Source organism: Cupriavidus sp. GW822-FHT03E04, assembly GCF_058801495.1.
In genome coordinates this window covers 15,859-42,009 of record NZ_JBXANI010000048.1, presented here as the reverse complement: position 1 = coordinate 42,009, position 26,151 = coordinate 15,859, and the positions used below count along the sequence as shown (strand labels likewise).

General features: G+C 67.2%; 21 protein-coding genes. 6 read left to right on the top strand and 15 right to left on the bottom strand.

Annotated features, from left to right (window positions below):
- Positions 1–322: 322 nt before the first annotated feature.
- Positions 323–1,648, bottom strand: coding sequence for an amidohydrolase family protein (locus tag AC1RQC_RS39100; RefSeq protein ID WP_492814912.1), 1,326 nt, complete (start codon positions 1,646–1,648; stop codon positions 323–325).
- 211 nt (positions 1,649–1,859) lie between these two features.
- Between AC1RQC_RS39100 and AC1RQC_RS39095 the strand changes: the two genes are divergently transcribed.
- Positions 1,860–2,774 (top strand): LysR family transcriptional regulator, encoded by a 915-nt coding sequence (locus AC1RQC_RS39095; RefSeq protein WP_492372867.1) that lies wholly within the window; start codon positions 1,860–1,862, stop codon positions 2,772–2,774.
- Positions 2,775–2,795: 21 nt separating this feature from the next.
- Here the strand turns inward: AC1RQC_RS39095 and AC1RQC_RS39090 are convergent, their stop codons facing one another.
- Both AC1RQC_RS39090 and AC1RQC_RS39085 read right to left on the bottom strand, forming a co-directional pair.
- Complete coding sequence (locus AC1RQC_RS39090; RefSeq protein WP_416050550.1) at positions 2,796–3,674, bottom strand: NAD(P)-dependent oxidoreductase; 879 nt, start codon at positions 3,672–3,674, stop codon at positions 2,796–2,798.
- A gap of 58 nt (positions 3,675–3,732) precedes the next feature.
- Positions 3,733–4,800, bottom strand: coding sequence for a maleylacetate reductase (locus AC1RQC_RS39085; protein WP_492886717.1), 1,068 nt, complete (start codon positions 4,798–4,800; stop codon positions 3,733–3,735).
- A 323-nt stretch (positions 4,801–5,123) separates the two neighbouring features.
- Between AC1RQC_RS39085 and AC1RQC_RS39080 the strand changes: the two genes are divergently transcribed.
- Positions 5,124–6,116 (top strand): alpha/beta hydrolase, encoded by a 993-nt coding sequence (locus tag AC1RQC_RS39080; protein ID WP_492886715.1) that lies wholly within the window; start codon positions 5,124–5,126, stop codon positions 6,114–6,116.
- A 78-nt stretch (positions 6,117–6,194) separates the two neighbouring features.
- Here AC1RQC_RS39080 and AC1RQC_RS39075 read toward each other — a convergent pair whose 3' ends face one another.
- Positions 6,195–6,563 (bottom strand): type II toxin-antitoxin system VapC family toxin, encoded by a 369-nt coding sequence (locus AC1RQC_RS39075; RefSeq protein ID WP_492886713.1) that lies wholly within the window; start codon positions 6,561–6,563, stop codon positions 6,195–6,197.
- A complete protein-coding gene (locus tag AC1RQC_RS39070) occupies positions 6,557–6,775 on the bottom strand; it encodes a ribbon-helix-helix protein, CopG family (protein WP_183035296.1) in 219 nt (72 codons plus the stop codon). The genes AC1RQC_RS39075 and AC1RQC_RS39070 overlap by 7 nt, the downstream gene beginning before the upstream one ends.
- Positions 6,776–7,050: 275 nt before the next feature.
- On the opposite strand from AC1RQC_RS39070, the gene AC1RQC_RS39065 reads away from it, so the two are divergent.
- Both AC1RQC_RS39065 and AC1RQC_RS39060 read left to right on the top strand, forming a co-directional pair.
- Positions 7,051–8,790, top strand: coding sequence for a nitrite/sulfite reductase (locus tag AC1RQC_RS39065; protein ID WP_492372919.1), 1,740 nt, complete (start codon positions 7,051–7,053; stop codon positions 8,788–8,790).
- Positions 8,783–9,367: a DUF934 domain-containing protein gene (locus tag AC1RQC_RS39060; RefSeq protein ID WP_492372872.1), complete on the top strand. Its 585-nt coding sequence runs from the start codon at positions 8,783–8,785 to the stop codon at positions 9,365–9,367. Before AC1RQC_RS39065 ends, AC1RQC_RS39060 begins: the two co-directional genes overlap by 8 nt.
- On the opposite strand, the gene AC1RQC_RS39055 is transcribed toward AC1RQC_RS39060, so the two are convergent.
- From AC1RQC_RS39055 to mdlC, 6 genes are all read right to left on the bottom strand, one after another.
- Positions 9,333–10,187 carry an alpha/beta fold hydrolase gene (locus AC1RQC_RS39055; protein ID WP_492886711.1) on the bottom strand — a complete coding sequence of 285 codons (855 nt, stop codon included), beginning with the start codon at positions 10,185–10,187 and terminating at the stop codon, positions 9,333–9,335. The two genes, AC1RQC_RS39060 and AC1RQC_RS39055, sit on opposite strands and share 35 nt — an antisense overlap.
- A 95-nt stretch (positions 10,188–10,282) precedes the next feature.
- Complete coding sequence (locus AC1RQC_RS39050; RefSeq protein ID WP_492886709.1) at positions 10,283–11,410, bottom strand: alpha-hydroxy-acid oxidizing protein; 1,128 nt, start codon at positions 11,408–11,410, stop codon at positions 10,283–10,285.
- Between the two features lie 35 nt (positions 11,411–11,445).
- The gene (locus tag AC1RQC_RS39045) at positions 11,446–12,828 is read right to left on the bottom strand and encodes an MFS transporter (protein WP_492886707.1); all 1,383 of its coding nucleotides are present in this window, start codon (positions 12,826–12,828) and stop codon (positions 11,446–11,448) included.
- A 267-nt stretch (positions 12,829–13,095) separates the two neighbouring features.
- Positions 13,096–14,052, bottom strand: a complete 957-nt coding sequence (locus tag AC1RQC_RS39040) for a ketopantoate reductase family protein (protein ID WP_492886719.1) — start codon at positions 14,050–14,052, stop codon at positions 13,096–13,098.
- Positions 14,053–14,126: 74 nt separating this feature from the next.
- The gene (locus tag AC1RQC_RS39035; protein ID WP_492886705.1) at positions 14,127–15,578 is read right to left on the bottom strand and encodes an aldehyde dehydrogenase; all 1,452 of its coding nucleotides are present in this window, start codon (positions 15,576–15,578) and stop codon (positions 14,127–14,129) included.
- A 219-nt stretch (positions 15,579–15,797) separates the two neighbouring features.
- A complete protein-coding gene (gene mdlC / locus AC1RQC_RS39030) occupies positions 15,798–17,420 on the bottom strand; it encodes a benzoylformate decarboxylase (RefSeq protein ID WP_492814892.1) in 1,623 nt (540 codons plus the stop codon).
- A gap of 141 nt (positions 17,421–17,561) precedes the next feature.
- Here mdlC and AC1RQC_RS39025 point away from each other — a divergent pair, with 141 nt between their 5' ends.
- Entirely contained in the window at positions 17,562–18,464 is a 903-nt protein-coding gene (locus AC1RQC_RS39025) for a LysR family transcriptional regulator (RefSeq protein WP_492372878.1), read from the top strand.
- A gap of 49 nt (positions 18,465–18,513) precedes the next feature.
- On the opposite strand, the gene mdeB is transcribed toward AC1RQC_RS39025, so the two are convergent.
- The 3 genes from mdeB to AC1RQC_RS39010 form a co-directional block, all read right to left on the bottom strand.
- Positions 18,514–21,216, bottom strand: coding sequence for an alpha-ketoglutarate dehydrogenase (mdeB, locus tag AC1RQC_RS39020; protein ID WP_492886703.1), 2,703 nt, complete (start codon positions 21,214–21,216; stop codon positions 18,514–18,516).
- 31 nt (positions 21,217–21,247) lie between these two features.
- Positions 21,248–22,210 (bottom strand): Bug family tripartite tricarboxylate transporter substrate binding protein, encoded by a 963-nt coding sequence (locus AC1RQC_RS39015; RefSeq protein ID WP_437341704.1) that lies wholly within the window; start codon positions 22,208–22,210, stop codon positions 21,248–21,250.
- A 169-nt stretch (positions 22,211–22,379) separates the two neighbouring features.
- Positions 22,380–23,396 carry a 1-aminocyclopropane-1-carboxylate deaminase gene (locus AC1RQC_RS39010; protein WP_492886701.1) on the bottom strand — a complete coding sequence of 339 codons (1,017 nt, stop codon included), beginning with the start codon at positions 23,394–23,396 and terminating at the stop codon, positions 22,380–22,382.
- A 223-nt stretch (positions 23,397–23,619) separates the two neighbouring features.
- On the opposite strand from AC1RQC_RS39010, the gene AC1RQC_RS39005 reads away from it, so the two are divergent.
- Complete coding sequence (locus AC1RQC_RS39005) at positions 23,620–24,129, top strand: Lrp/AsnC family transcriptional regulator (protein ID WP_492814884.1); 510 nt, start codon at positions 23,620–23,622, stop codon at positions 24,127–24,129.
- Positions 24,130–24,215: 86 nt separating this feature from the next.
- Here the strand turns inward: AC1RQC_RS39005 and AC1RQC_RS39000 are convergent, their stop codons facing one another.
- Positions 24,216–25,814, bottom strand: a complete 1,599-nt coding sequence (locus tag AC1RQC_RS39000; RefSeq protein ID WP_492886699.1) for an EAL domain-containing protein — start codon at positions 25,812–25,814, stop codon at positions 24,216–24,218.
- Between the last annotated feature and the right edge of the window lie 337 nt (positions 25,815–26,151).

Below are 26,151 nucleotides of genomic sequence, written 5' to 3'. Positions count from 1 at the left end.
AAAGAGCGGCCGGGACCCAAACTCGCATCGCCTTAAGGCGATACTCAGACATGGGTCCCTCTTTTCCGCTCTTTTCGTCGAAGCCCGAGGCGCCCCATACGGCCTTGGCACACCTTGACGGCTCGCTTCGCATCGCGCTTGGGTGATTCCCGCCCCTTCGGGCGGGAAACACGGCCACCACAGTTGGTTGATCTTGCCATCGGTTGGCTCCCCTCTCCCACTTGTGGGAGAGGGGCCGGGGGAGAGGGCGGGCGGTCACTCGAAGTGGCCGTGTTCGCCGCTGCCATCGCCCTTCCTTTTGCCTGCGGGACATCGCTTGCGCTCACCGCCCCGCCGCCAGGCGTTCGCCCGACGCGCGCAGCGCTTCAAGCTTGCCCGGCAGCCCGTCCACCAGCAGCCGGCCGTGGCGCTTGCGCGCCTTGCCGGCCACGAACACGCTGTCGATATTGGCCAGGCTGGCCTGCATCACGATGGCGCTCACCGGGTCGTGCAGCGGCATCATGTTGAGCTTGCGGGCGTCGATCATCACCAGGTCGGCCTGCTTGCCCACGGCCAGCGAGCCGATGCGGTCTTGCATGCCGAGCATCCGCGCGCCGGCCAGCGTGATCCAGTCCAGCGCATCGCGGCAGCTCACCGCGTGCGCGGGAGCGATCTCGCCGTGCTGCTGGCGGTACTCGGCATGGTCCAGCGCGCGCTGGATGCCCAGCGCCATGCGCGCAGCGATGAACATCTCGCCGGACAAACCCGATTCCAGGTCCACGCCGAGCGATGGTGCCGCGCCCAGGCGCGTCAGCCGGCCGGTGATGGGAAAACCATGGCCCTGTGTCAGTTCGTTCTCCGGCGTGACGGAGAAGCTCATGCCCAGCCCGACGAAGCGCGCCAGCTGCGCATCCGTGAGGTTGTTGCCGTGCACGATGTTGATATGGGGGCCAAGCAGCCCGGCCTGCTCCAGCCGCTCCCACCCCTGCGGCGTGCGGGCGCTGCCGCCACCCTGGTGCATGCTGGCCAGCAGGCCAAATTCCCGCGCCAGCGCAAAATCGTGCAGCGCGACTTCCAGCGTCGAGTAATGCGGGCCGAGGATGGCCAGGCCGAGGCTTAGCAAGGACGAGCCTTGCAGCCGCCTGGACAGGCGTTCCACCTCGCTGCGCGGGTGCGGCATTTCCCAGAACGGCAGCGCGCCCGGCTTGGGGTCTGGCTTGGGCGAGCCGTGCAGGAACGCGGCGCGGATGCCGGCATGCTCCAGCGCGTCCAGCGCGGCGTCGCTGTGCGCCGGCGTGGGGTTGTTGTGGCACCAGTCCACCAGCGTGGTGGTACCGCAATCGAGCTGGTTCCAGGCGCCGACGAGCGTGGCGATGCCGATGTCATCGGGCGTGAAGCGCGTGGCCAGCCCGGCATGCATCTGCCGGAAATACTCGGTCAGCGTCCAGCCCGAGGCAACGCCGCGCAGCGCGGTCTGCCAGGTGTGCATATGCGCGTTGACAAAGCCTGGGGCGACGATGAAGCCGCGCGCGTCGATCAGCTCGGCGCCGTGCGCTTCGAGATGCGGTGCGATGGCGGCAATGCGCTCGCCGTCGATCAGCAGGTCGCCGGTGAACTCGCCGAGGGCGGGTTCCATGGTGACCAGAGTGGCCCCGCGTACCAGGATCATGGGTGTGTCTCCGTTGCCTGGCGGCGCTGCCTGTGGCCGGCGCGCCGCTCTGGGTTTTGCAGGCATCCTGTCATGCCTGACAGGCGCTGGAACAAACTCTATACTGCCGGCAAATGGAAAAAAACGACGGATAAGGAAATCTTCTTTCCGCCAGGCGAGAGAATCAAAACAGCTCGTGCGGCGGACCAAGGCACACACGGGGAGACAAGGCATGGACCGTTGGACCGAATTCGAACTCTTCGTCCAGATCGCGGAGCTGGGCAGCATCAGCAAGGCCGCCGAGAGCCTGGACATTTCCAACGCGGCGGCAAGTCGCTACCTCACCTCGCTGGAGCAGCGGCTATCGGCGCGGCTGATCGAGCGCAATACGCGCCGTCTTTACCTGACCGATGTGGGACACGAGTTTTTCCGGCGCTGCAAGGGCGTGCTGACGGAAATGAAGGAGGCGGAAGCCGCGGTCAACGCCAATGTGCTGGAGCCGGGCGGCACGCTGACGGTCACCGCATCGCTGTCGTTTTCCATGAAGCACCTCGCGCCGCTGCTGCCGGATTTCACCAGCCTCTATCCCAAGGTGGACGTGAACATCCTTGCGGCCAACCGCTACTACGACATCATGGACAGTGGCATCGACCTGGCCATCCGCACGCGGGAGTTCGAGCCGGATTCCGGCCTGACCGTGCGCCGGCTGGCCGAGACGCGCCGCGTCCTGGCCGCCTCGCCGCGCTACCTGGACCGCATGGGCACGCCGCGCGAAGTCGACGACCTGCTGCGCCACCACATGCTGATCTACTCGTACGCCAACCGGCCGCACGAGCTGGCCTTCACCCGCAATGCAGAGGAGAAGACGGTCACGGTGCGCAGCAAGCTGGAGTCCAACGACGGACAGGTGATCCGCGCGGCCGCGCTGGAAGGCCTGGGCATCCTGGTGCAGCCCAAGTACATCGTCTACGACGATATCGTGGCGGGCCGGCTGATCCCGGTGCTGGACGACTGGGACCTGCCCCGGCTCACCATCAACATCGCCTTCCAGAGCCGGCGCTACCTGGCCGCCAAGGTGCGCCTGTTCATCGACTACCTGGTGGCGCACTTCGAGCGCATGGACTACGAGCGCAAGTGGACGTCGTGACGGTGCGCTTAAGCGCCCTGCCTAGCCGTTGACGCTGGGCAGCCCGGCGGCGAGCCGCGCGGACTTGATCACCGCGGCGTAGTCGTCGCCGGCCATGCCTTGCGCGGCGGCGCCCTGCAGCATCTGGCCCAGCAGCGCGGTAAGCGACAGCGGCACGCGCAGGTCGGCGCCCGCATCCAGGATCAAACCCACGTCCTTGAGCATCTGGTCCACGGTGAAGGTGGGCGTGTAGTCGTTCTCCACCAGTTGCGCGGACTTGGCCTTGACGATGGGCGCGGCCACTGCGCTGGCGGTGATCACGGACCACATGTCCTGCCATTTGAGGCCACCCTTGGCGCCAAGTGCCAGCGCTTCGGCCAGCATGCCGGAGGTCAGGCCGATCATCAGGTTCACCACCAGCTTCATCAGGCGCGCTTGCTCGGCTTCGCCCAGGTAGAACTGGGCCGGCCCGAGCGCGGCCAGCAGCGGCTTGGCCACTGCATAGGCGGCCGCCGGGCCGGATACCAGCGCGGTCAGCTGCGCCGCCTCGGCCATCTTGTTGTTGCCGGATACCGTCACGCGCAGGTACGGGATGTTGCGCTGCGCCAGCAAGGCGGCCACGCGGGCGGATGCTTGCGGCGACACCGTGCTGGTATCGATATACAGCGTGCCGGGCGCGGCCAGCTCCGCCACTTGCGCGCCCACGGCCTCGAAGGCCGCATCGTGCGGCAGCGAGCTGAACACAACGTCCTTGCCGGCGGTTGCCTGCGCGAGCGAGCCGGTCGTCTTCAGCCCGGCCTGGCGCGCGGCTTCCAGCACAGCGGGCGACAGGTCGAAGCCTTCGACAGCGTGCCCGGCGGCGGCCAGGTGACGCCCCATGGGCAAGCCCATCTTGCCGATTCCGATAAAGCCGATTTGCATTGTTTGTCTCCGGTGCGGTGTGTGTTGTGTGTTGTGTGTTTTGTGTTTGCGGGCCCGCTCAGTCGGGGCGCACGCCTTCAAAGGCGGCCTGCAGCAATTCGCGAATCGGCGCGCGCTCGATCGGGCGCGGATTCCAGTACGGGTTGGCCAAGGCGATATCCGCGGCGCGGTCCAGGTCCTCGGCCTTCATGCCGATATCGCGCAGCGCTGTGGCCGCGCCGTGGCGGGCGGCCAGGTCGTAAAGCGCCGCGGCGGCGGAGATGCCTTCGCCGCCCATGGCCCGGCGGATCCGCGCCATGGCATCCGGCGCGGCCAAGGCGTTGTAGGCCATGGCGTGCGGCAGCACCGCCGTGTGCGTCTCGGCATGGGGCAGGTTGAAACTGCCGCCCAGCGTATGGCACAGCTTGTGGTGCAGCGCCATGCCGACGCTGCCCAGCACCGTGCCGCACAGCCATGCGCCGTAGAGGCAATCGGCGCGGGCATCCAGGTCGGTGGGCGCGGCGAACACGCGGGGAATGCCGCTGGCCAGCGCCCGGATGCCCTCCTGCGCCATCAGCGACGTCACCGGGTTGGCATCCTCGGCGTACAGCCCCTCGGCGGCGTGGGCGATGGCGTTCAGGCCGCTGGTCACGCTCAATGCCACCGGCAGGCCCACGGTCAGCGCGGGATCGTAGATCACGGTGCGCGGCAGCACGCGCGGGTCGCGCCCGGTTTTCTTCAGGCCGGCGTCGGTGAGGCCGTAGATCGGCGTCATCTCGGACCCGGCGTAGGTGGTGGGAATCGCCAGGATCGGCAGGCCGGAGGTCAGCGCGATGGCTTTGCCCAGCCCGGTGGTCGACCCGCCGCCAAGGGCGATCATGCAATCCGCGCCCACTTCCTGCGCGTGCGCAATCGCCGCGCGGGCGGATTCCACCGGCACGTGCATCACCGCGCCAGGATAGATGCCGGCGGACAACGGCCCGAGCGCGTCGGACAGCCGCGTTGCGTCTTCGGCCTGGTTGGGCGTGCACAGCACCAGCGCCCGCCTGGCGCCCAGCCGCTCCAGTTCCTGCCCCACCTGGCTCAGGGTACCCGCGCCAAACAGCACGCGCGTGGGCTGGGCCACGTATAAAAATGACGTTGGCATGGCTTTGTCTTCCTCCGCAAGGATCGGGATCTTTACCCGCTTGTCGTGTGTCTTGTCCGGCGCTAGTGGCCTTGCGCAGCCAGAAACCACCGCCAGCGGACGCGCCAATGCACGTTAGCCTTCCGCCGGGCGGAAAGAAATGCCGCGATGGGAAAACACTCTTGACGCATGCGGAAGAATCCACGCCTTGCACGAACGGATGTCGCTCGGTGCCGGATTCAGTGCTAGCTTCCGGGCTGGACTAGCGCACTTTTCGATTCTGTCCTGCCAGCGCGGTCCCTTCCGCTATTCCACCATTCCACCCCTTGCGCAAAGCGAATACCGTGAAACTCCGAACCGCCACGCTCGCCGTCTCCGCCATTCTCTCCGTGGTGCTCGTGGCCCTTGCCGCGGCACTGGCCGCAGGTGGCCCGACCCGGCCAAAGCCGATGCTGAGCATCAGCGATCCGTTCAAGGACGTGGATTTCTCTGCGCTGGCGGCCCCCGCCCATTACGCGGCACGCGATGGCGCGCAGCTTACCTACCGCCGCTATCCCCCCGCCGGCGGCCTGCCCAGCCGGGGCAGCGTGGTATTGGTGCATGGCTCCTCGGCCAACAGCCAGAGCATGCATCCGCTTGCACAAAGCTTCGCGCAGGCCGGCTTCACGGCCTACGCCCTGGATATGCGCGGCCACGGGGCCTCCGGCCCGCGTGGCGACATTGCCTACATCGGGCAGCTCGATGACGACCTGGAAGACTTTGTGAGCGCCGTTCAGCCCGCCGGCCCGAAGACGCTGGTGGGATTTTCATCGGGCGGCGGCTTTGCGCTGCGCGTGGCCGGTGGCGCGCGCCAGGCCCTGTTCGACAACTACCTGTTCATGGCGCCCTATACGAACCGCCGCGCGCCCACGTTCCGCCCCGATGCCGGCGGCTGGGTCTCGGTCGGCGTGCCGCGCGTGATCGCGCTCACGCTGCTGAACCGGATCGGCATCACCGCCTTCAACCACTTGCCGGTACTGGCCTTTGCCATCAACGACGCACCGCGCGCCGAACTGACGCCGTCCTATTCCTATGCGCTGGCGACGAATTTCCAGCCCGATGAGGACTACCAGCGCGACATTCGCGAGATCCACAAGCCGGCGGCGGTATTGGCCGGGCAGGACGATGAAGTGTTTGTCGCCGCCAGGTTTGCACAGGTGTTCACCGATGCGGGCCGCCCGGATATTCCGGTCACGCTGGTGCCCGGCACCGGCCATATCATGCTCACGGTGTCACCGGCTGCCCGCGCGGCAACGGTGCAGGCCGTGGAGCGGCTGGATGGCTTGGCCGGGAGATGACTGGCACGGCAGCGCCGGGCCGCGAGGAGAAAAAAACGGCTGGCGGCGACGGTAGTGCTCTCGCTCTAGCGCTCTCGCTCATTTGAGTTGATAGGGAATCCGCACACCAGGCTCGCTGGCTGAGAAGACTTTGGTATTGCGCGTGACCAGCAACATGGAATGCGCTTGCGCGGACGCCCAGATAATCGCGTCAGGCAGCTTGATTCGAGCGGTGTTTCGAATCTGGACCGCGCGAGAGGAAACCGCATCATCGACTGCAATCAGCCGGAACCCATTGAGCCACGCGCGCAATGTCTGCTCTTCTTCAGCTGTTGCGCCGGCCATCACCTCCATCCAGGTGATGACACTGATCGCCCTTGACGCGTAGCGGCGCATCTCGATCATGGCCTCTTCGATTCCATTCAAGTGGTCGATCAGGATGTTGGTGTCAAAGAGCGCGTTCACCACTCCTCCCGCAGCTTTTCCTGATACGCAAGGCCATCCACCTCGCGGTGCTTCCAAAGCCCGAAGGTGTCAGAGGCCAGCCCAGGCTTGCGCTGCGCTATATACGCTTGAATTGCCTCGCGAATGACTACCGCCCGAGGGCGCTTTTCTGCCTCGACAATGGCTGCCAGCTCCTGGAGCTGGTCTTCCGCAAGGTCGACCAGGATGCGACTCATGATGAACCCATAACGATATCTGATATACACATCGTATATCATCCAATTTGAAACAACAAGGAACCAGCACGGCAAACCGGACCGGAACACGGTGGCGCTGGAAACCGGGTGACGCGCAGGGCTTCGCGACCGGCAAGGCATCTGCTCCGGCCCGAACGGGCCCCGTCTGCTCCTGTTCGGCGCGCGCAAGGGGCGCTAGCCTCAAGGCTACCCACAAGCCCCTCGCCGGCGGGGCGATCTCCCCCCTCCCCGCACGGCACACCTGGAAGTGCTTCATGTATGTGTATGACACCGTCGACCAGCAACTGGTCGACCAGCGCGTTGCGCAGTTCAGCGGCCAGACCGAACGGTTTCTCAACGGCCAGCTCACCGAGGACGAGTTCCGCGTGCTGCGGCTGCAGAACGGCCTCTACATCCAGCGGCATGCGCCCATGCTGCGCGTGGCGATCCCCTACGGCATGCTGGTGTCGCGGCAACTGCGCAAGCTGGCCGAGATAGCGCGCCGCTTTGACCGCGGCTACGGGCACTTCAGCACGCGGCAGAACATGCAGTTCAACTGGCCGCGCCTGGAGGACGCGCCCGCTATCCTGGCGGAGCTGGCGACCGTGCAGATGCACGCCATCCAGACCAGCGGCAATTGCATCCGCAACACCACCACCGACCACTTCGCCGGGCTGGCGCCGGATGAGATCGTGAACCCCCTGGTGTGGTGCGAGATCATCCGCCAGTGGTCGATGCTGCATCCCGAGTTTGCCTTCCTGCCGCGCAAGTTCAAGATCGCGGTGAGCGGCGCCACCACGGACCGCGCTGCGGTGGGCGTGCACGATATCGGCCTGCAGGCCGTGGAGCGCGATGGCGAGCTTGGCTTCCGCGTGTGGGTGGGCGGCGGCATGGGCCGCACGCCCATGGTCGGCAAGCTGATCAACGCCTTCGTGCACTGGTCCGACCTGCTCACCTACCTGCAGGCCACGCTGCGCGTCTACAACCTGCACGGCCGGCGCGACAACAAGTACAAGGCGCGCATCAAGATCCTGGTCAAGGACCTGACGCCGGGCGTGTTCGCGCAACAGGTGGACGAGCAATGGCAGCGGATCCGCGGCGGCCCGGACACGGTCAGCGCGGACTTCGTGGCCGGCGTGGCGGGCCGCTTCACCATGCCGGACCATGATCCCGCGGCGGCGCACGAGGCCGGCCCGGATCCCGAACTGGCGGCGGCGCATCCGCGCTTTGCCCGCTGGCTGCGCAGTAATGTGCATGCGCATCGCGTGCCCGGCTACGCCGCCGTGACCGTCTCGCTGAAGGCCACCGGCATGCCGCCCGGCGACATCACCGCCGACCAGATGGATGCGGTGGCGGACCTGGCGGAGCGCTTCGGCTTTGGCGAGCTGCGGGTCTCGCACGAGCAGAACCTGATCCTGGCCGACGTGCGCCGGGGCGCGCTGTTTGCGCTCTGGCAGGCGCTGGACGCGCTGAACCTGGCCACCGCCAACATCGGCCTGCTCACCAACATCATTGCCTGCCCGGGCGGGGATTTCTGCTCGCTGGCCAACGCGGTGTCGATTCCGCTGGCCGAGGCCATCCAGCGCCGCTTCGACGACCTGGACTATCTGTTCGAGATCGGCGAGCTGGACCTGAACATCTCCGGCTGCATCAACTCCTGCGGGCACCATCACGTGGGCCACATCGGCATCCTTGGCGTGGACAAGGCTGGCGAGGAGTGGTACCAGGTAACCATCGGCGGGCGCCAGAACGGCGCGGCCGGCCATGCGTTGCTGGATCAGCACAAGGGCGGCGGCGCGGCGATCGGCCGCATCATCGGCCCGTCGTTCGCGCGCGATGAAATCCCGGATGTGGTGGCGCTGCTGATCGATACCTACCTGTCCCTGCGCGACAGCGAGGCGGAGCGGTTTATCGACGTGGTGGAGCGGGTTGGCCCGGAGCCCTTCAAGCAGGCGGTCTACCAGGACCCGAGAATCGTCGCGCGGCGGCAGCAAGCGGAGCAAGCCCGTGCCTGATCTCCAATCATTGCCACCGCTGAACAATGTGATTCGCAACGGCCAGCTGGAAGCGGACATCTGGCGCGCCTTCGTGCCGGACGAGAACGCGCCGGCATCGGCATCGGCAACGCACGCGCTGCCGCCGGACGAAAACGGCTGGCTGGTCACCCTTGCCACATGGCGGGCAGCCCGCGATGCCCTGCGCCTGCGCCGCCACCCGGTGGCCGTGTACCTCGGCCCGGATGCGGACCCTGAAGACCTGCTTGAGGCGGGCTCCGCCACCATCGACCCCACTGGCATCGCGCACCTGGCGATCGACTTCCCGGTTTATACCGACGGGCGCGGCTATTCGCTGGCGCAGATGCTGCGCACGCAATATGGCTGGGGCGGCGAGCTGCGCGCGGTAGGCGACGTGATGATCGATACCGTGCACTACATGGCGCGTTGCGGCTTCGATGCCTTCGCCGTCAAGCCGAGCCACGACCCGCAGGCCGCGCTGGCGGCGCTAGGGACGTTCACGGTGCACTACCAGAAAACGTACCCCGCGGCGGCCGCGCCGGCTATTTCGGCAACCAGCCGTCCAGCAATGCGTTGACTGGCTCGTGGGCCTCGTACTGGACCCAGTGGCCCGCGTTGGCAATAACGCGGCCTTCGCGGCGCGGGCTGTCCTGGGTCATTGCCGCGATGGCCGGGACAGGATCCGCCGTGACGTCGTGCTCGCCCCAGGCCAGCAGCACCTCGCCGCCGAAGCGGTCCAGCGCGCCGCGCAGGTCGCCGGAGCGGGAGATGGTCTTGCTGCGAAAGCGCGTGAGGCGGCATGACTCGGTGTGCGCGTACATGGCCATGGCATCGATCTTGGCCGGGTCGGCCATCATGAACGCTTCCAGATTGTAGCGCATGGACAGCGCCAGGACCTCGGCGTCCCCGGCCTTGCGCCAGTCCAGCAGCGCGCGCTGCTGGCGGCGGATGCCGCCATGGCCGCCTGAGCCCATCAGCGCCAGCCGGCGCACGGTGCCGAGCGACGCGGCCACGTTGGCGGCCACCAGCCCGCCGAAGGAGAAGCCGACCAGGCTGAGCGCCTTGTCGCAGCCGGGCAACTGCCTGATGCCCTTGACAAGCGTGCCGGTCATCACCGAAAGATCGCTGGCGATATCGTCCGACTCGCCAAACCCCGGCATGTCCGGTGCCCACACCGTGCGGTACGCGGCCAGCGCTTCGATATTGCGCACCCAGTGCAGCCAGCTGCCGTGCCCGCCATGCAGCAGGACCACGGGTTGCCCCTCGCCAAAACGGCGCCAGACCGTGCGGCAGCCATCGGCATCGGTGACGATCCGTTCGGATTGTTGCGACAGGGCGGCCGCCTGCGCTTCGGGTTGGGCGGAAGCGACAGGCGTTTTGAAGTTTATCCAGGTCATTGGCATAGGCGCGCGCCGTCTGGCCTCCGGGCGCGGCGATCTGCCTCGGCGCACCTGGGGATGCCGGCCACGCGAAAGACGGCTCCGATCCCGGATCATAGCGAATTCCGGATGTACCGGCCCCGGCCAAGCGAGACGACGTCCGGGCAACCAAGCAGCGCCAGGGTCCGGTCGATGTCGGCCACGAACATGGCCAGCACCTCGTCCACGCCGGCCTCGCCACGCGCGGCAAGGCCGTAGAGCAAGGGCCTGCCGAGCATGACGGCGCGTGCCCCTAGCGCCAGCGCCTTGACGACATCCCGGCCGTTGCGAAAGCCGCTGTCCACCAGCGTCTCGCCGCCGCCGACGGCCGCCACCACCTCGGGCAAGACGGACACCGGCGCCGCAAGATCCGCGAGTTGCCGGCCGCCATGATTCGACACGATGACGCCGTCCACGCCGAGCGCCACGCAGCGCGCGGCGTCGCGGGCATTCAGGATGCCCTTGACGTATAGCTTGCGCGGCCACATGTCGCGCAGCGCGGCGAGGTCGTCCCAGGAGAAGCTGGCATCCATGCGGCGCTGGAGCAAGGCAGCCTGGGCGCCGGCACCGGCGCCGCCATCCACGTTAGGCAGCGTCGGCAAGCCATGGCGGCATTGCCGGATCGTCCACGCGGGGTGCAGCGCCGCATCCGCCACGATGCGCGGCGTCAGCCGGTACGGCACCGCGAAGCCGTTGCGCAGGTCGCGCTCGCGCCGCCCGTTCACGGTCACGTCCGTGGTCAGCACCAGGGCCTCATAGCCGGCGGACAACGCGCCCTTGACCAGCGCGCGGGCGTGCTCGCGCTGCACCACATAAAGCTGGAACCACAGCCTGCCGCCGGCACGCCGCGCCACCTCCGCCAGCGCCACGTTGGACGCGGTGGACAGCGTGAACGGAATGCCGGCGCGCGCGGCGGCGCGCGCGAGCATCACGTCACCATCGGGCCGGCAGGCGCCGTTCAGTCCCATGGGCGCGACGACCAGCGGCGCCTCGCTGCGCGCGCCTGCCAGGGTGACCGACAGGTCCCGCGCGCTCACATCGGTCAGGCGCGCCGGATCCAGCAACAGGGCATCGAGCGCATCGCGATTACGCCGGATCCCGGATTCGTCATCCGCGCCGCCTTCGATGTAGTCGAACACGATGCGGGGCAGCCGGCGTTGCGCCAGGCGCCGGTACGCGTCGAGATTGAGGAGCGCCGTCATGCCGTATGCCGGGGAGCTTGCATGGAGCCCGGGCCTCAGGAACGTGCGAGGACCGCGTCACCGCTGGCCGGCGCACGCGCCAGCTTCGGGATATGGCCCTTGACCGCAAGCAGCGCCACCAGCACGGCGGCCATCGCCGCGCCGAGCATGCCGAGGTAGGACGATGCGCCGCCCGCGGTGATCACCGCCGCGCCCGCGAAGGCGCTGAGGATGGCCCCGAGGCGGCCAAAGGCCAGCGCCGAGGCCGTGCCGGTGGCCCGCACTGCCGTGGGGTACACGAAGGCACACAGCGCGTACATGGTCGACTGGACCGCATTGACGAACATGCCGTGCACGCCCAGGCCAACGATCAGCAACCCCGTACTGTGGCGAACATCCACGCCTTGCAGCAACAGCGCGCTGGCCGCCCCGCCGGCGCAACAGATCGCCAGCGGCCAGCGCGAGCCGAAGCGCGCGATGGCAACCGCGCAGCACAGCGCGCCGATGACGCCGCCGAGGTTGTAGGCGGTCAGGCCGGAACCCGCGACCGCCACGTTCAACCCCTCCGACGCCAGCATGGTCGGCAGCCAGCTAAAGGCGCTGTAGACGGCCAGCAGGCACATGAAGAAGGCGCACCAGATCGCCAGCGTGTCGCGCGCCTGCCCGGGCGCGAACAGCGCGCCGAAGCCCTTGCGGCTCTCCGCGCCGCGCTCGGCCAGGTCGGTGAAGACCGCATCCGCCGGCAGCGGCCTGGACATGCGGCCGAGCAGCCGGCGCAGTTCGTCCCACCGGTGCGCTCGGCGCACCAGGAAGCGCGGCGACTCGGGCAGAACCAGCATCAGCAGCACGCCCAGGCCCAGCGGCAGCGCGCCGCCGATAAAGAACAAGCCGCGCCAGCCATAGGCCGGCAGGACCACGCTGGCGAACAGGCCGGCCAGCATGCCGCCCAGCGGCACGCAGACGATGGTGGCCGTCACCGCCAGCGTGCGGCAGCGTGCCGGGGTGAACTCGGCCGTCATGGTGGTGGAGCTTGGCAAAGCGCCGCCGATGCCAAGCCCGGCGATCAGGCGCAGCATGGCGATCGTCGTCGTGTCCGGGGCGAAGCCGATGGCGCAGGTGGCCGCGCCGAACAGGAAGACGCTGCCGATCACGGCCCACCTGCGCCCGAAGCGGTCCGCCAACAGGCCCGCGCACGCGCTGCCGATGCCCATGCCCACCAGCCCGGCCGCCACCGCGGGCGCGAAGGCGCTGCGGGTGATGCCCCACTCCTTGATCAGCACGGGAATCGCGAAGCCGATCAACTGGCCATCGAAGCCGTCCATCACGATGGACAGCGCCGCCAGCATCACGACGATCTTCTGCATGGTCGTGTAAGGGCCATCATCGAGCACGCTGCCCACGTCGACGGGCGTGCCGGCTTGCTGCAGGTTCGCGCTCATGCTGGTGCTCCGTGACGATGCGCGCCGGCCGGGATCGTGGCAAGACGGCGCTTGCGCCGAGCGATGGAAATGCGGCGCGCGGTAATGGCGCGGAACAGATACGTATTCATGCGTGTCTCCTGTCGATGGGCGCTTTGGCCGGGGCCAGCGCTTTTATGTATTGCGTATTGCGTATTGCGTATTGCGTATTGCGTCTTGCGTCTTGCGTCTTGCGTCTTGCGTCTTGCGTCTTGCGTCTTGCGTCTTGAGGCCACGGCGTGCCGTGGCTCAGTGCTGCCGGAGCGGGCTGGCGCCCTGCCCGCCGTCTGCCGCCCGGGCTTCGATCAGCCGGACGAGTTGCAGCAGGCTCTCGGTGCACGGCACCGGCACCCCGTGGCGCCGCGCCGCGGCCACCACGGCGCCGTTGATCGCATCGATCTCGGTGCGCCGGGCGGCAAGGATGTCCTGCAGCATGGAAGGCTTGTGGCCGATGTGGTGGCCGATGGCGTGCAACACGTTGGCGCCGACCTTGTCCGCATCGACAGCCACGCCATGACTCCTGGCCACGGCCAGCACCTCGGCCACCACGGACAAGGCGAGCGCCGTGCCATCCGGGATGTTGCCCAACTGGTCCACGGTGCTGCCAGTGACCGCGCACAGCGGGTTCAGCGCGGCGTTGAATGCCACCTTCTCCCAGATCGCGGCCCACACATCCGCATCGGCGTGGCAGTGCAGCCCGGCGCGCTCCAGCGCCGCCGCCGTCACCGCCACGGCGGGCCGGTCCACGCCATCGGCGCTCATCATCCGGATCCCCCCCTCGCCGTGCGAATGCACGTGCCCGGGGCCAGCCAGGTCGGCCGGCCATGTGGTGACGCCAATCAGGAGCCGCTGCGCCGGCACGAATTCGGAAATCGCATCGACGCTGCCCAGGCCGTTCTGCAACGTCAGCACAATCGTATCCGGCCCCAGCAGGTGGCGCACGCCCGTCATCGCGGCGCGCGTGTGCATGGATTTGGTGAAGACGATCAGCAGATCGGGGATGGCATCCGCCTGTTCCGGGCGCACCGCCCGCATGCCGTGGACCCGCCGGTCCGCCTCATCGGTCTGCAGGCGCAGGCCGAAGCGGCGGATCGCATCGAGATGCGCGTCGTTGATATCGATCAAGGTGACGATATGGCCTGCTTGGGCAAGGCGTGCGCCAAACAGCGAGCCCATGGCCCCGGCCCCGAGAATTGCGATTCTGATCATAGGCGTCGCCGCGGTCCGGCGCAGGTTGGATGGCGTTGTCTGGGCGTGGCGGCAACCCGGCCGCCTGCGGCCTAGAACGGGTAGTGGCGCGGCGTCGTCTGCACGGTGACCCAGCGCAGGTCCGTGAACTCGGCAATGCCGGCCTGCCCGCCAAAGTGGCCAAAGCCGCTGCTCTTCACGCCACCGAACGGCATCTGCGCCTCGTCGTGCACCGTCGGGCCATTGATATGGCAGATGCCGGATTGAATGCGCCTGGCCACGTTCATGGCCCGCGCCACATCGCGGCTGAACACTGCCGACGACAGCCCGTACTCGTTGTCGTTGGCGCAGGCGATGGCCTCGGCTTCGCCGCTAACGCGCACGATGGGCTTGACCGGGCCGAACGACTCTTCCGCATAGATCCGCATCCGCGGCGTGACGTGATCGAGCAGCGTGGCCGGCATCAGGGTGCTGTCCGCCTTGCCGCCGCACAACAGCTTCGCGCCCTTGGCCAAGGCATCGTCGATCAACGAGTTGCAGCGCGCAACGGTGCTCATGTCGACCACGGAGCCCAGCACCACCGGCCCCTTGCGCGGATCGCCCAGCGGCAGCGCGCTGGCCTTGGCCGCCAGTTGCGCGACAAAGGCGTCGGCGATCTTGTTGTCCACGATGATGCGCTCGGTCGACATGCAGATCTGGCCGGAATTGGCAAACGCGCCAAACGCGGCGCCGGCGACGGCGGCATCGATATCGGCATCGTCCAGCACCAGCAACGGGGCCTTGCCGCCGAGCTCGAGCACCACCGGCTTCAAGTGCCTGGCACAGCTAGCGGCGATGACCTTGCCCACGCGCGTGGAGCCGGTGAAGTTCACGCGCCGTACCGCCGGATGGGCGATCATGGCTTCCACCAGTTCGCCCGCATCGGCCGGCGCATTGGTGACGAAGTTCACCACGCCCCTGGGCAGGCCGGCCTCCTGCATGGCTTCGATGATCAACCCGTGCGTGGCCGGGCAGATCTCCGACCCCTTCAGCACGACGGTATTGCCGCAGGCCAGCGGCAAGGCGATGGCGCGCACGGCCAGGATGACCGGGGCGTTCCAGGGCGCCATGCCGAGGACCACACCGGCCGGCTGGCGCACGCCCATGGCCAGGCTGCCCGGCACGTCCGACGGAATGACCTCGCCATGGATCTGCGTGGTCAGGCTGGCCGCTTCAAGCAGGCCGGCCGCGGCCAGGTGCACGTTGAAGCCGGCCCACATGGCGGAGGCGCCGGTCTCGGCGGCCATCGCGGCAGCAAAGGCGTCGCTGCGGGCTTCCAGCGCATGCGCAGCCTTGGTCAGCAGCGCGCGGCGCTCGCTCGGGCCGATGGCGGCCCAGGCGTCGAAGGCCGCCGCGGCGGCGTCCACCGCCGACAGCGCATCGGCGAGCGTCGCGGCCGGGGCAATCGTGGCTACCTCGCCGTCCAGGGGATTGCGGCGCGCGAAGGTGGCGCCGTTGCCTGCCTGGCGTTGTTGGCCGTCGATCAGCAACGAAATCTTCTGCATTCTTGTCTCCTTTGTTTTGCTTGCCTGCGGTTTGCTTCGCTCTGCGCTTGCGGGAGGGATTTCTGTACGCGGAAGAAACCATTGGCTTCGCTTCGAGTGGCTCCTAGCCAAACCGCCCCTCTCCCCAGCCCTCTCCCCATGAGGGGAGAGGGAGTAACGGCCGTCGTCATTGCAGACGGCGCTGGCGCATCCTGTTGGCTTCGGCCTTTGCCTCAGTACTCATGCCACCTCAACCTCCACCAGCATCGCCGTTGGCGAGCGCAACGCGTCGGCCAGGGCATCGCGCAATCGCTCAGCGTCGCGCACCCGCACGCCTTCGCAACCCATCCCCTTGGCCAGCGCCACGAAATCGATCCCTGGCAGGTCCGTGCCCTGCACCGGATCGGCCGGGGCAAAGCCAAATTCCGGCGCGAAGTCCTGCAGTGCGGCGTAGCGCGCGTTGTTGAGGATCACGAAGGTGATCGGCAGCTGGAGCTGGACCGCGCTCCAGATGGCCTGGATCGAGTACATGCTGGAGCCGTCGCCGATCAGCGCGATGACGCGTGCCCCCGGCCGCGCCAGCGCCACGCCAACGGCTGCGGGCATGCCGTAGCCCAGGCCGCCGCTGTCCATGGTGTAGAAGGTGCCGCTTTGCGTGAACGGCAGGTAGCCCTGCATGACGGGACGCGCGCTGGGCGCTTCTTCCACCACGATGTCGGCCGCGTCGCGCACCTCGGCCAGGGTCTGGAGCACATAGGCGGTGGACATCAGCCGCGTCGGTTCGGCATGCGGGCGCGGCGGGCGCGGGGCAGGCAACGGGCGCGCCCTGGGCGCGGGCCGCGCCAGCAGGTCAAGCACGCCGAGCCGGATATTGCCCACCACCGATGCGCCCACCGGCGTCCAGGCCGCGATGGCGGGATCGTCGATCAACTGATACAGCGTGGCGCCCTCCGGCACGTGGGGGCCAGCGCCTTCCACATGGTAGGTAAAGGCCGGCGCGCCCAGCACCAGGATCAGGTCGTGCCCGCCCAGCAGGCCGACGATCTTCTCGCGCATGGCGGGCAGGAAACCGGCGAACAGGCGATGGTCTTCCGGGAACGCGCAGCGCCCGGACATCGGCGCCACATAGACGCGCGCATTGTGCGTCTCGGCCAGGCGCACCACGTCGTCCCATGCGCCGGCGCGGTCGACCTGCCCACCGACGACAAAGGCAGGCCGCTCGCAGGCATCCAGCGCCACGCCAACGCGCGCAATCGCCTCCGGGTCCGGCCGCACCGTATGGCTCACCGTGCGCGCGGCCACCCGCTCCGCCGGCTGGTCCCAGTCGTCCACCGGGATCGAGACCAGCACGGGGCCGCGCGGCTCCTGCATCGCCACGTAATAGGCACGTGCGATGGCCAGCGGCACATCCGCGGCGCGCGCCGGCTCGATGCTCCACTTGACGTAGGGCTTGGCCAGCTCGGTGGCCTGGGCAGACGACAGGAAGGGATCGAACGGCAGGATCGAGCGCGCCTGCTGGCCCGCCGTGACGATCATCGGCGTGCGGTTCTTGAACGCGGTGAAGATATTGCCCATGGCGTTGCCGACACCAGCCGCCGAATGCAGGTTGACCAGCGACGCATTGCGGCTGGCCTGTGCAAACCCATCGGCCATGCCCACCACCACCGCCTCCTGCAGCCCGAGCACGTAGCGGAAGTCGGCGGGGAAATCCCGGAACATCGGCAACTCGGTCGAGCCGGGATTGGCAAACACCGAAGTGATGCCAAGCTGGCGCAGCAGGTCGATCACGGCGTCGCGCACGGTGCTGGCTGTGCTGGTTGCGTTGCGCGCGGCGCCCGCCACGGTTGTCGTGCTACCGGTCATGCAAATCTCTCCCGTCGATGCATTCGGTGGAACGCCTGGCCCAAGGCCGGCGCGTGCTTGGTGTGCAAAGTAGCCCGAAGTATGCGAGCCCGACCCTTAATTGAATATTGCCTTCTTGGTCAAAAGGCATTACTTTTGCGCATGACTTTCGATCTGCGCCAACTCAAGGCCTTCACCACCATCGTCGCCAGCGGCAGCCTGGGCCGGGCCGCCGACGCGCTGCACGTGACCCAGCCCGCACTAAGCCGCACCATCAAGCGGCTGGAGGACGAGCTTGGCGCACCGCTGTTCGAGCGGCACGCCAAGGGCATGCAGCTCACCGCGGTGGGCAGCGCCCTGCTCCCCCATGCCACGCTGCTGCAGCGCGAGGCCGAGCACGCGCGCGAGGAGATCGATGCCATGCGCGGCCTGGCCAAGGGCACCATCAAGGTGGGCGCGGTGGGCAGCATCGCCAGCCTGGTGCTGCCGCTGGCGGTTGGCCGGGTCACCAAGGCGTGGCCGAACCTGCGCGTGGAGATTACGGAGGGCGTGTGGGACCGGCTGGCGCAAAGCCTGATCCGGCATGAGATCGACCTGGCGCTCAGCATCTGCGCGCCGGACACCGACGAGATCGAGGCCATTGCCGACTGCCGGTGGGCGGACAGCAGCTACGTGGTGGCGGCGCCGGGCCACCCGCTGCGGCGCAAGCCGGCACTGACCCTGGCCGATACCCTTGACCAGCAATGGGCCATCCCGCCCCGGGGCACCGGGCCGTTCGAGCATATGCGGCAGGTGTTTGCGGCGCAGGGCCTGGGCCTGCCGAACATCGTCGTGGAGACGCGTTCGGTGACCGCGCTGAAGAGCCTGGTCGCGCAATCCGGCTTTCTGAGCTGGATGGCCGAGCCGATGGTAGAGGCCGAGCGCAAGGCCGGCGTGATCGACATTCTGGACATTCCCGGCGGGGTCGGCACGCGTACGCTGACGGCCTTCCGGCGGCGCCAGGGCATCCTGCCCGGCCCCGCGGTCAAGCTGCTGGAAGCACTACGCCAGCTGACCGCGGCTTGATGAGGGTTGATGATGGCTGCCGGCATGAGAGCCGGCGACCGGTTGCCAGCTAGATCGACGCCAGGGAAATCACCTCGGCAAGGTGCCTTCTTTCGCAAGCCATCTCATCAGCTACGATCTCCGCCATCGCCGCCAGGCTGGCCTGGACGATGGCCGCGGCATCGACCTCGAAATAGCGCCGCAACGCAGCCCGCGAATCGCTGCGTCCGAAGCCATCGGTGCCCAGCGTCACATAGCGCCGCCCCGGCGGGACAAAGGCACGCACCAGCTCCGGCAGCGCGCGCACATAGTCGGTGGCCGCGACAATCGGGCCGCTGCCCGCCCCGAGCTGCCGCCCGAACCAGCTATCGATGGCCGGAACCTCGCCATGGCGCCACAGGCGTTCGCGCTCCACCCCTTCACGCGCCAGCTCGATGTAGCTGGTCACGCTCCAGACATCGGCAGCAATGCCATGCACCTGCTCGAGCTGGCGCGCTGCCTTCAGGACTTCGCCCATGATGGCCCCGCTGCCGAACAACTGCACGCGGTGCTCGAACGCCGCGCCGCGCCGCAGCAGGTACATGCCCCGCACCACGCCTTCGTGCGCTTGGGCCGGCAGGCTCGGATTCTCGACGCTTTCATTGGTGACGGTGACATAGTAGAACTCGTCGGCCTGTTCGCTGACCATGCGCCGCATGCCGTGGTCGACGATGACCGCCAGCTCCCCCGCGAAGGCCGGATCGTAGGCGCGGCAGTTGGGAATGGTCGAAGCCGCCAGGTGGCTGGTGCCGTCCTGGTGCTGCAGGCCCTCGCCCCCCAGGGTGGTACGTCCTGAGGTGGCGCCGATCAGGAACCCGCGTGCGCGCTGGTCGGCCGCCGCCCAGATCAGGTCGCCCACGCGCTGGAAGCCGAACATGCTGTAGTAAATATAGAACGGCAGCATGGTGGTGCCGTGCGTGGCGTAACTGGTGGCCGCCGCGGTCCACGAGGACAGCGCGCCGGCCTCCGTGATCCCCTCCTCCAGGATCTGGCCATCCTTGACTTCCCGGTACGACAGCATCGAGGCTGAATCCTCCGGCTGGTAAAGCTGGCCGAATGGCGCGTAGATGCCGACCTGGCGGAACAGGTTCGCCATGCCGAACGTCCGCGCTTCGTCGGCGACGATCGGGACGATCCGCGGGCCCAGCACAGGATCCTTGAGCAAGGCGCCCAGGTACCGTACCAGGGCCATGGTGGAGCTCATGGCCTTGCCATCGGCATGCAGGGCGAACGCGGCGGTCTTGTCCAGCCCGGGCACCGGCAGCGGCCCCGCGCCGGGATGGCGCGCGGGAAGATAGCCGCCGAGGGCGGCGCGCCTGGCTTGCAGGTAGCGAATTTCGGGGCTGTCCTGCGCCGGGCGGTAGAACGCGGCCTGGGCCACCTGTTCGTCGGTCAGCGGCAACTGGAAGCGGTCCCTGAACGCGAGCAGATCCTCCGGGCCGAGCTTCTTTTGCTGGTGCGTGGTCATCCGGCCTTGCGCGATGGCGCCCATGCCGTAGCCTTTCATGGTCTTGGCCAGCACCACGCAGGGACGCCCATTGCGCCTGGCGGCTTCGGCAAATGCCGCATGGATCTTCGCCGGGTCATGCCCGCCCCGGCGCAGGCCGTCGATCTCGTCGTTGGAGAGATGCGCCACCAGCGAGCGCAGCGCCGGGGTCTTGCTGAAGAAGTTCTCGCGGTTGAACGCGCCATCGTTGGCCGAGAGCGTCTGGAATTCGCCATCCACGGTCTGCGCGAACGCGCGGCTGATGGCGTGATCGTGGTCACGCGCCAGCAGCGCGTCCCACTCCGACCCCCACAAGCACTTGACGACATGCCATCCCGCGCCCGCGAACAAGGCCTCGAGCTCATCGACAATGCGCCCGTTGCCGCGCACCGGCCCGTCCAGGCGCTGGAGATTGCAGTTGATGACGAACGTGCAGTTATCCAGCTTTTCCCGGGCGGCCAGCGTCAGTGCGGCGATCGACTCCGGCTCGTCCATCTCGCCATCGCCGAAGAAGCCCCAGACCCGGCGCTCGCTGGTCGCTTTCAGGCCCCGGTTTTCCAGGTAGCGCATGAAACGCGCCTGGTAGATGGCGTTGAGCGGGCCGATGCCCATCGAGCCGGTGGGGAACTGCCAGAAGTCTGGCATCAGGTAGGGATGCGGGTAAGAACTCAGGCCGCGAATCCCCTTGCCTTCGGCAACGATCTCTTGCCGGTAGTGGCAAAGCGATGCTTCGTCCAGCCGGCCTTCCAGGAAGGCACGCGCATAGACCCCGGGTGCCGAATGGGGCTGGAAGAAGACGAGGTCCCCGCCTTGCGCGGCATCGGGGCCGCGGAAGAAATGCTGATAGCCCACCTCGAACAAATCCGCCGCCGAAGCATAGCTCGCGATGTGGCCGCCAAGCTCGCCATGCGCCTGGTTGGCGCGCACCACCATGGCGAGCGCGTTCCAGCGCAGGATCGCCGACAGGCGCTGCTCCATCGCCAGGTCGCCCGGATAGGCCGGTTGCGCTTCGACCGGTATCGTGTTCAGGTACGGCGTTACCTGTGCCGGCCGCCACCGCAACCGATGCTTGCCAGCATGCGCCAGCAACGCATCCAGGATGGCGCAGGCGCGCTCCCTGCCCTGCTCCGGGCCCCAGGCCGACAACACGCCATCGAGCGCGTCGCACCACTCCTGCAACTCCTGCGGATCCGCCTGCACAATCGGATCGCTCGCCAGGATGGAACCGAATCGGTCACGAGATGCCATCTTGATACGCTCCCGCCGGCAACTGCCCGGCTCAATTTGCCTGGATACCGGCCTTCTGGGCAATGGCCCGCATGCGCGGCAGGTCCTTGTCGATCATGGCGCTGACCTGTTCCGGCGTTGCATAGGAGGGCTCCAGGCCGTTGGCCACCAGTTTTTCCTGGATCTCGTGGTCTTTCATGGTCTGTGCCAGGGCCTTCTCCAGCCGTGACTTGACATCGGGCGGCAAGCCACGCGGGGCCGCGATCGCCACCCATGAATCCGCATCGAAACCCGGGAAGCCGGATTCCGCGACGGTGGGCACCTCCGGCAGCAGCGTCGCGCGCCTGGCGCCTGCCACCGCGATCACCTTGATCTTGCCGCTCTTGATATGCGGCAGGGATGCCGCGATGGTGTCGACCGAGAACGGAATCTGCCCGCCGATCAGGTCGGCAATGGCTGGGGCGCTGCCTTTGTAGGGAATATGCTGGAGCTGCATGCCGGTGGCGCCCAGGATCATCTCGCCCGCGAAGTGGCCGGTGGTGCCGTTGCCGAACGAGCCATAGGCGTATTTGCCCGGCGCGGCCTTCACCGCCGCCATCATCTGCTTGAGGTTGTCCACCGGGACATCGCGATTCGCCAGCAGGATCAGGGGCACGCGCGCGACCAGGCCGATGGGCTCGAAGCTCTTCACGGGATCGTAGGGCAGGTTGGCGTTGATGGCGGGGTTGACCGTGAAGGTCGAGCCGGAACTGATGAACAGCGTATAGCCGTCAGGCGCGGCCTTTGCCACATAGCCGGCGCCAACGATGGTGCCGGCGCCCGCGCGGTTCTCGATGACCACGGGCTGGCCCAGACGTTCGCCCAGCTTCTTGCCTACCAATCGTCCCATGATGTCTACCGCCCCGCCGGGCGGAAACGGCACAACCAGCACGACCGGCCTGGCGGGATATCCCTGGGGCTGCGCATGCGCGGCGCACATGGCAATGCCCAACAGCGACAGCGCCTTCACCGCCATCGAAACGCTTCGTGAAACGACGTTCATGCGCGACTCCTGTGATTGAGCGACGGGGGGCAAACGGAGAGCAAAAAATGGGAAGCAAAACGAGACAGGGGGCTTTGCCGAACAAGCGCCCCTCGATGCCGGCGTTGCGCCACCGGCATCAGGGGGCAGCCATCGTGCGGGATCAGCCGTTGCGGAACAAGAAGCTATAAGCGCTCAGCGCCGGGGCGCCGCCCAGGTGGGCGTAGAGCACCTTGGAGCCTTCCGGAAATTCGCCGCGGCGGACCAGGTCGATCATGCCCTGCATCGATTTCCCTTCGTAGACCGGGTCGGTCATCATGCCTTCTAGCTTGGCACTCATCCGGATGGCTTCGAGCGTCTCTTCGGAAGGCAAGCCGTACTCCGGCCCGCCGTAGCGCGTGTCGAGCACCACGTCTTCGTCGGTGATATCGCGGCCGAGGTCGACCAGATGCGCGGTGTTACGGGCAATGCGCAGGATCTGCGCCCGGGTCTGCGCCGGCTTGGCCGATGCGTCGATGCCGATCACGCGGTTGGCCCGGCCATCGGCGGCGAAGCCGACCACCATGCCAGCCTGCGTGCTGCCGGTGACCGAGCAGACCACGATGTAGTCGAACTTGAAGCCGAGTTCGGCTTCCTGCGCGCGCACTTCTTCGGCGAAGCCGACAAAGCCCAGGCCGCCCAGCGGATGCTCGGAACACCCCGCCGGAATCGGGTAGGGCTTGCCGCCGGCCTGGCGCACGCTCTCCATGGCCTCTTCCCAGCTCTTGCGGATCCCGATATCGAAGCCATCGCTGACCAGGCGCACGTCGGCGCCCATGATGCGAGACATCTGGATATTGCCAACGCGGTCATAGACGGCGTCGGAGTAGTTCACCCAGTCCTCCTGCACCAGCACGCACTTCAGGCCGAGATGCGCCGCCACGGCAGCCACCTGGCGCGTCTGGTTGGACTGGATGCCGCCGATGGACACGAGCGTGTCGCACCCCTGGGCGAGCGCGTCCGGAATGATGTATTCGAGCTTGCGCGTCTTGTTGCCGCCGAACGCCAGGCCGCTGTTGCAGTCCTCACGCTTGGCATAGAGGTCGACCTTGCCGCCGAGATGTGCGCTCAGGCGCTTGAGCGGCTGGATGGGCGTGGGGCCGAACGTCAGCGGGTGGCGGGGAAAGCGTTTGAGATTCATGCTGGCAACTCCTGGGTTTCTTGGATGACTCGGGTTAAGAGCGGGGATCCAGGCATCAAGGCTGGCAAAGAACACTGGCATGTGGCGCCACCTTTCGTTGATGCTGCGACGGACTCAATCCTAGAAAAAAACGCACGAAACATGGTTGCAAATATCAATCCATTTATGCACTATAAAAAATTCATGGCACTCTCTTTTAATTTTTTGTTTTTTATAAAGCATCATGGACGAAACAAAATTGCGCACCAAAACCGAGCACCCCGTGCCACATTCCGAGGCATTGGATCGCACCGATAAAGCCATCCTGCGCGCACTCCAGCGCGACGCGTCCATCTCGAATGTGGCGCTGGCGGCCAAAGTCAGCCTGAGCCCGCCAGCCTGCCTGCGGCGCGTGGAGCGGCTCAAGGAACTCGGGCTGATTCGCGGGATCGTGGCGCTGCTGAACCCGGCCGCGCTGGACGCGGGGATGCTGGTGATGATCGGCGTCGTGCTGGACCGGTCCACGCCGGAATCCTTCTCCGAGTTCGAGAAGGCCGCCCAGCAGGTCTGCGGCTGCATGGAGTGCCACGTGGTGACGGGCGAGTTCGACTACTTCATGATGCTGCGCACCAAAGACAGCGAGAGCTTCAATCGCCTCCATGCGGAGCAACTGCTGTATCTGCCGGGGGTCCGCCAGATACGCTCGTTCATGGTGCTCAAGCAGGTGCTGTCGACGACGCAGTTTCCGATCTGAAGCTGCGCGTTCGCCAGGGCGAATGCGTCCGGGACTTCCTGATTGCGATGCTGTCCAGCCGCCATGGCAGCGGGCCCGGGTGATCGCTATGCCACGTGCGCCGTCAGGGCACGAACCTGGTCCTCCAGGTCTGCGATCCGCCGCTTCATGCAGGCTTGCGCGCTGATATCGCTGATGACGCCATACCAGCGATCGATCGCGCCATTCGTGCCGATATGCGGCTGGGCGCGGCTCAGCATGTGGCGCCAGCTGCCGTCCGGCCACTGGATGCGGAACCGGGTCGCGAACGGCTGGCCATTCGGGATCCAGGCAAGCCACTCCGCCCGGATGCGCAACTGGTCATCAGGATGGACCGTGGCACGCCAGGCGTCGATGCGGTCCTGCATCGCGCACCCGGCGCTGTCGCGGAAGTTCGGGCTGATATAGCACAGCGTGCCATCGGGGTCCGCCGCCCAGGCAATATGGGGGCTCAGCTCGACCGAGCAGCGGAAATGCTCCTCGCTTTCCCGCAAGGCAAGCTCGGCCCGTTTGCGCGCCGAGATGCCAATGGCAACGAGCGAGATGCCGATCACGTCCCCGATGTCATCGTTGACGCGCTGGCCGACCACCAGGTAGACCTCGCCGTTCGCCGTGATCTCGCGCTCCATCGGAGAGCGCGTCTCCATGGCAAGCACGGCATGCGCCAGCGAGCAGACCGATCTGCCGGCTTCGGACATGCAGGCCGCGCAGAGCTGGGCGCCGACAAGGGCGTCCACCTGGGCGCCGAACATTTCCGCATAGCGCCCGTTGACATGCACGTGGCGCAAGCGCGTGTCCAGGAAGCACAGGCCGACGGGCGCGCCGACATAGAGCGCCTCCAGCTGATGCAGGCGCTGATACGGCGACCGGTCCAACGGCCGCGGATCCGGCGCGCGCAAGCCAAGCCGCTGGATAAGCGCGGGAATCCGCTCCGGTTGCAGCGCCGGTGCCCACAGCCATCCCTGGCCGATGTCGCATCCCAGCTTGCGCAGGAGGGTGGCATGCTCTTCGCGCTCCACGCCTTCCGCGACAACACGCATGCCGATGCTGTGGCCCAGCCCCACGATCGCCGTCACGATCCGGCGGCACTCCTGGTCGTCGAGCATGCCGCGCACAAAGCTGGCATCGATCTTGATCTCGTCGAATGGCAGAGCGTGCAGGCGTGTCAGGCTGGCATAGCCGGTACCAAAGTCGTCCAGCGCGATACCAATGCCGAGTGCCTTCAGATCGTCGATGATGGCACGCGCGAGCTCGACATCGGTCTCCATGGCGCCCTCGGTGATTTCGATCTGAATGCGCTCCAGCGGAAATCCCGTCTGCGTGACAGCGTCGGCGATCAGCGCGACGACCGCCTTGTCGCGCAATTGCACCGGAGACACGTTGAACGCCAGCACAAAACCCTGGCCCCAGCCCACAGCCTCCGCGCACGCCGTGCGCACGATATGGGAAGTCAGGCGATCGATAAGCCCGCACGACTCCGCGATCGATATAAAAGTGACGGGGGAAACCGGGCCCGTTGCAGGGTCCGTCCAGCGAGCGAGCACTTCGAAGCCGACGATGGCGCCGGTTTCGAAGCAGATCAATGGCTGGAATGCCGGCCGGAGCAAGCCGCCATCGAGCGCGGCTGCCAGTCTTGCGCAGGTATCGTCCGTGTCTCCCACTTTCATCCTCTCAGATACCGCCGGAAATCCGGATCCTGTCCTATCGAATGGCGCGCCCATGGATCGGGCCCGGCCAACACCTGTGCCGGGCAGTGTTCCGTCAGGTTTGTTCCCTGACCGGGCGCTTGTCGGGCGTAGCGACCTTTTCGCCACTCCCCCCATTGGATATCGACCGGCCTGACGGCAAATTGAGGTCTTGGCTGCCGCGGCGGCCTGGGCCGTGCGGGCGGCGCTGCCTGACAGGTAGCCGAGGTAGCCGGCAGCCTGAAGTGTGTCTCCGCGGGACCCCGTCACCCCCGCAATCGCCCCAACCTCCGCAATAGGGCTACACTGACAACGAGAC

Excerpts from the sequence above, each read along its gene's own strand:
- AC1RQC_RS39100 (WP_492814912.1), bottom strand. The coding sequence starts at position 1,648 with ATGATCCTGGTACGCGGGGCCACTCTGGTCACCATGGAACCCGCCCTC.
- AC1RQC_RS39095 (WP_492372867.1), top strand. The coding sequence starts at position 1,860 with ATGGACCGTTGGACCGAATTCGAACTCTTCGTCCAGATCGCGGAGCTG.
- AC1RQC_RS39090 (WP_416050550.1), bottom strand. The coding sequence starts at position 3,674 with ATGCAAATCGGCTTTATCGGAATCGGCAAGATGGGCTTGCCCATGGGG.
- AC1RQC_RS39085 (WP_492886717.1), bottom strand. The coding sequence starts at position 4,800 with ATGCCAACGTCATTTTTATACGTGGCCCAGCCCACGCGCGTGCTGTTT.
- AC1RQC_RS39070 (WP_183035296.1), bottom strand. The coding sequence starts at position 6,775 with ATGAGTCGCATCCTGGTCGACCTTGCGGAAGACCAGCTCCAGGAGCTG.
- AC1RQC_RS39065 (WP_492372919.1), top strand. The coding sequence starts at position 7,051 with ATGTATGTGTATGACACCGTCGACCAGCAACTGGTCGACCAGCGCGTT.
- AC1RQC_RS39055 (WP_492886711.1), bottom strand. The coding sequence starts at position 10,187 with ATGACCTGGATAAACTTCAAAACGCCTGTCGCTTCCGCCCAACCCGAA.
- AC1RQC_RS39050 (WP_492886709.1), bottom strand. The coding sequence starts at position 11,410 with ATGACGGCGCTCCTCAATCTCGACGCGTACCGGCGCCTGGCGCAACGC.
- AC1RQC_RS39045 (WP_492886707.1), bottom strand. The coding sequence starts at position 12,828 with ATGAGCGCGAACCTGCAGCAAGCCGGCACGCCCGTCGACGTGGGCAGC.
- AC1RQC_RS39035 (WP_492886705.1), bottom strand. The coding sequence starts at position 15,578 with ATGCAGAAGATTTCGTTGCTGATCGACGGCCAACAACGCCAGGCAGGC.
- mdlC (WP_492814892.1), bottom strand. The coding sequence starts at position 17,420 with ATGACCGGTAGCACGACAACCGTGGCGGGCGCCGCGCGCAACGCAACC.
- AC1RQC_RS39025 (WP_492372878.1), top strand. The coding sequence starts at position 17,562 with ATGACTTTCGATCTGCGCCAACTCAAGGCCTTCACCACCATCGTCGCC.
- mdeB (WP_492886703.1), bottom strand. The coding sequence starts at position 21,216 with ATGGCATCTCGTGACCGATTCGGTTCCATCCTGGCGAGCGATCCGATT.
- AC1RQC_RS39015 (WP_437341704.1), bottom strand. The coding sequence starts at position 22,210 with ATGGCGGTGAAGGCGCTGTCGCTGTTGGGCATTGCCATGTGCGCCGCG.
- AC1RQC_RS39010 (WP_492886701.1), bottom strand. The coding sequence starts at position 23,396 with ATGAATCTCAAACGCTTTCCCCGCCACCCGCTGACGTTCGGCCCCACG.
- AC1RQC_RS39005 (WP_492814884.1), top strand. The coding sequence starts at position 23,620 with ATGGACGAAACAAAATTGCGCACCAAAACCGAGCACCCCGTGCCACAT.
- AC1RQC_RS39000 (WP_492886699.1), bottom strand. The coding sequence starts at position 25,814 with ATGAAAGTGGGAGACACGGACGATACCTGCGCAAGACTGGCAGCCGCG.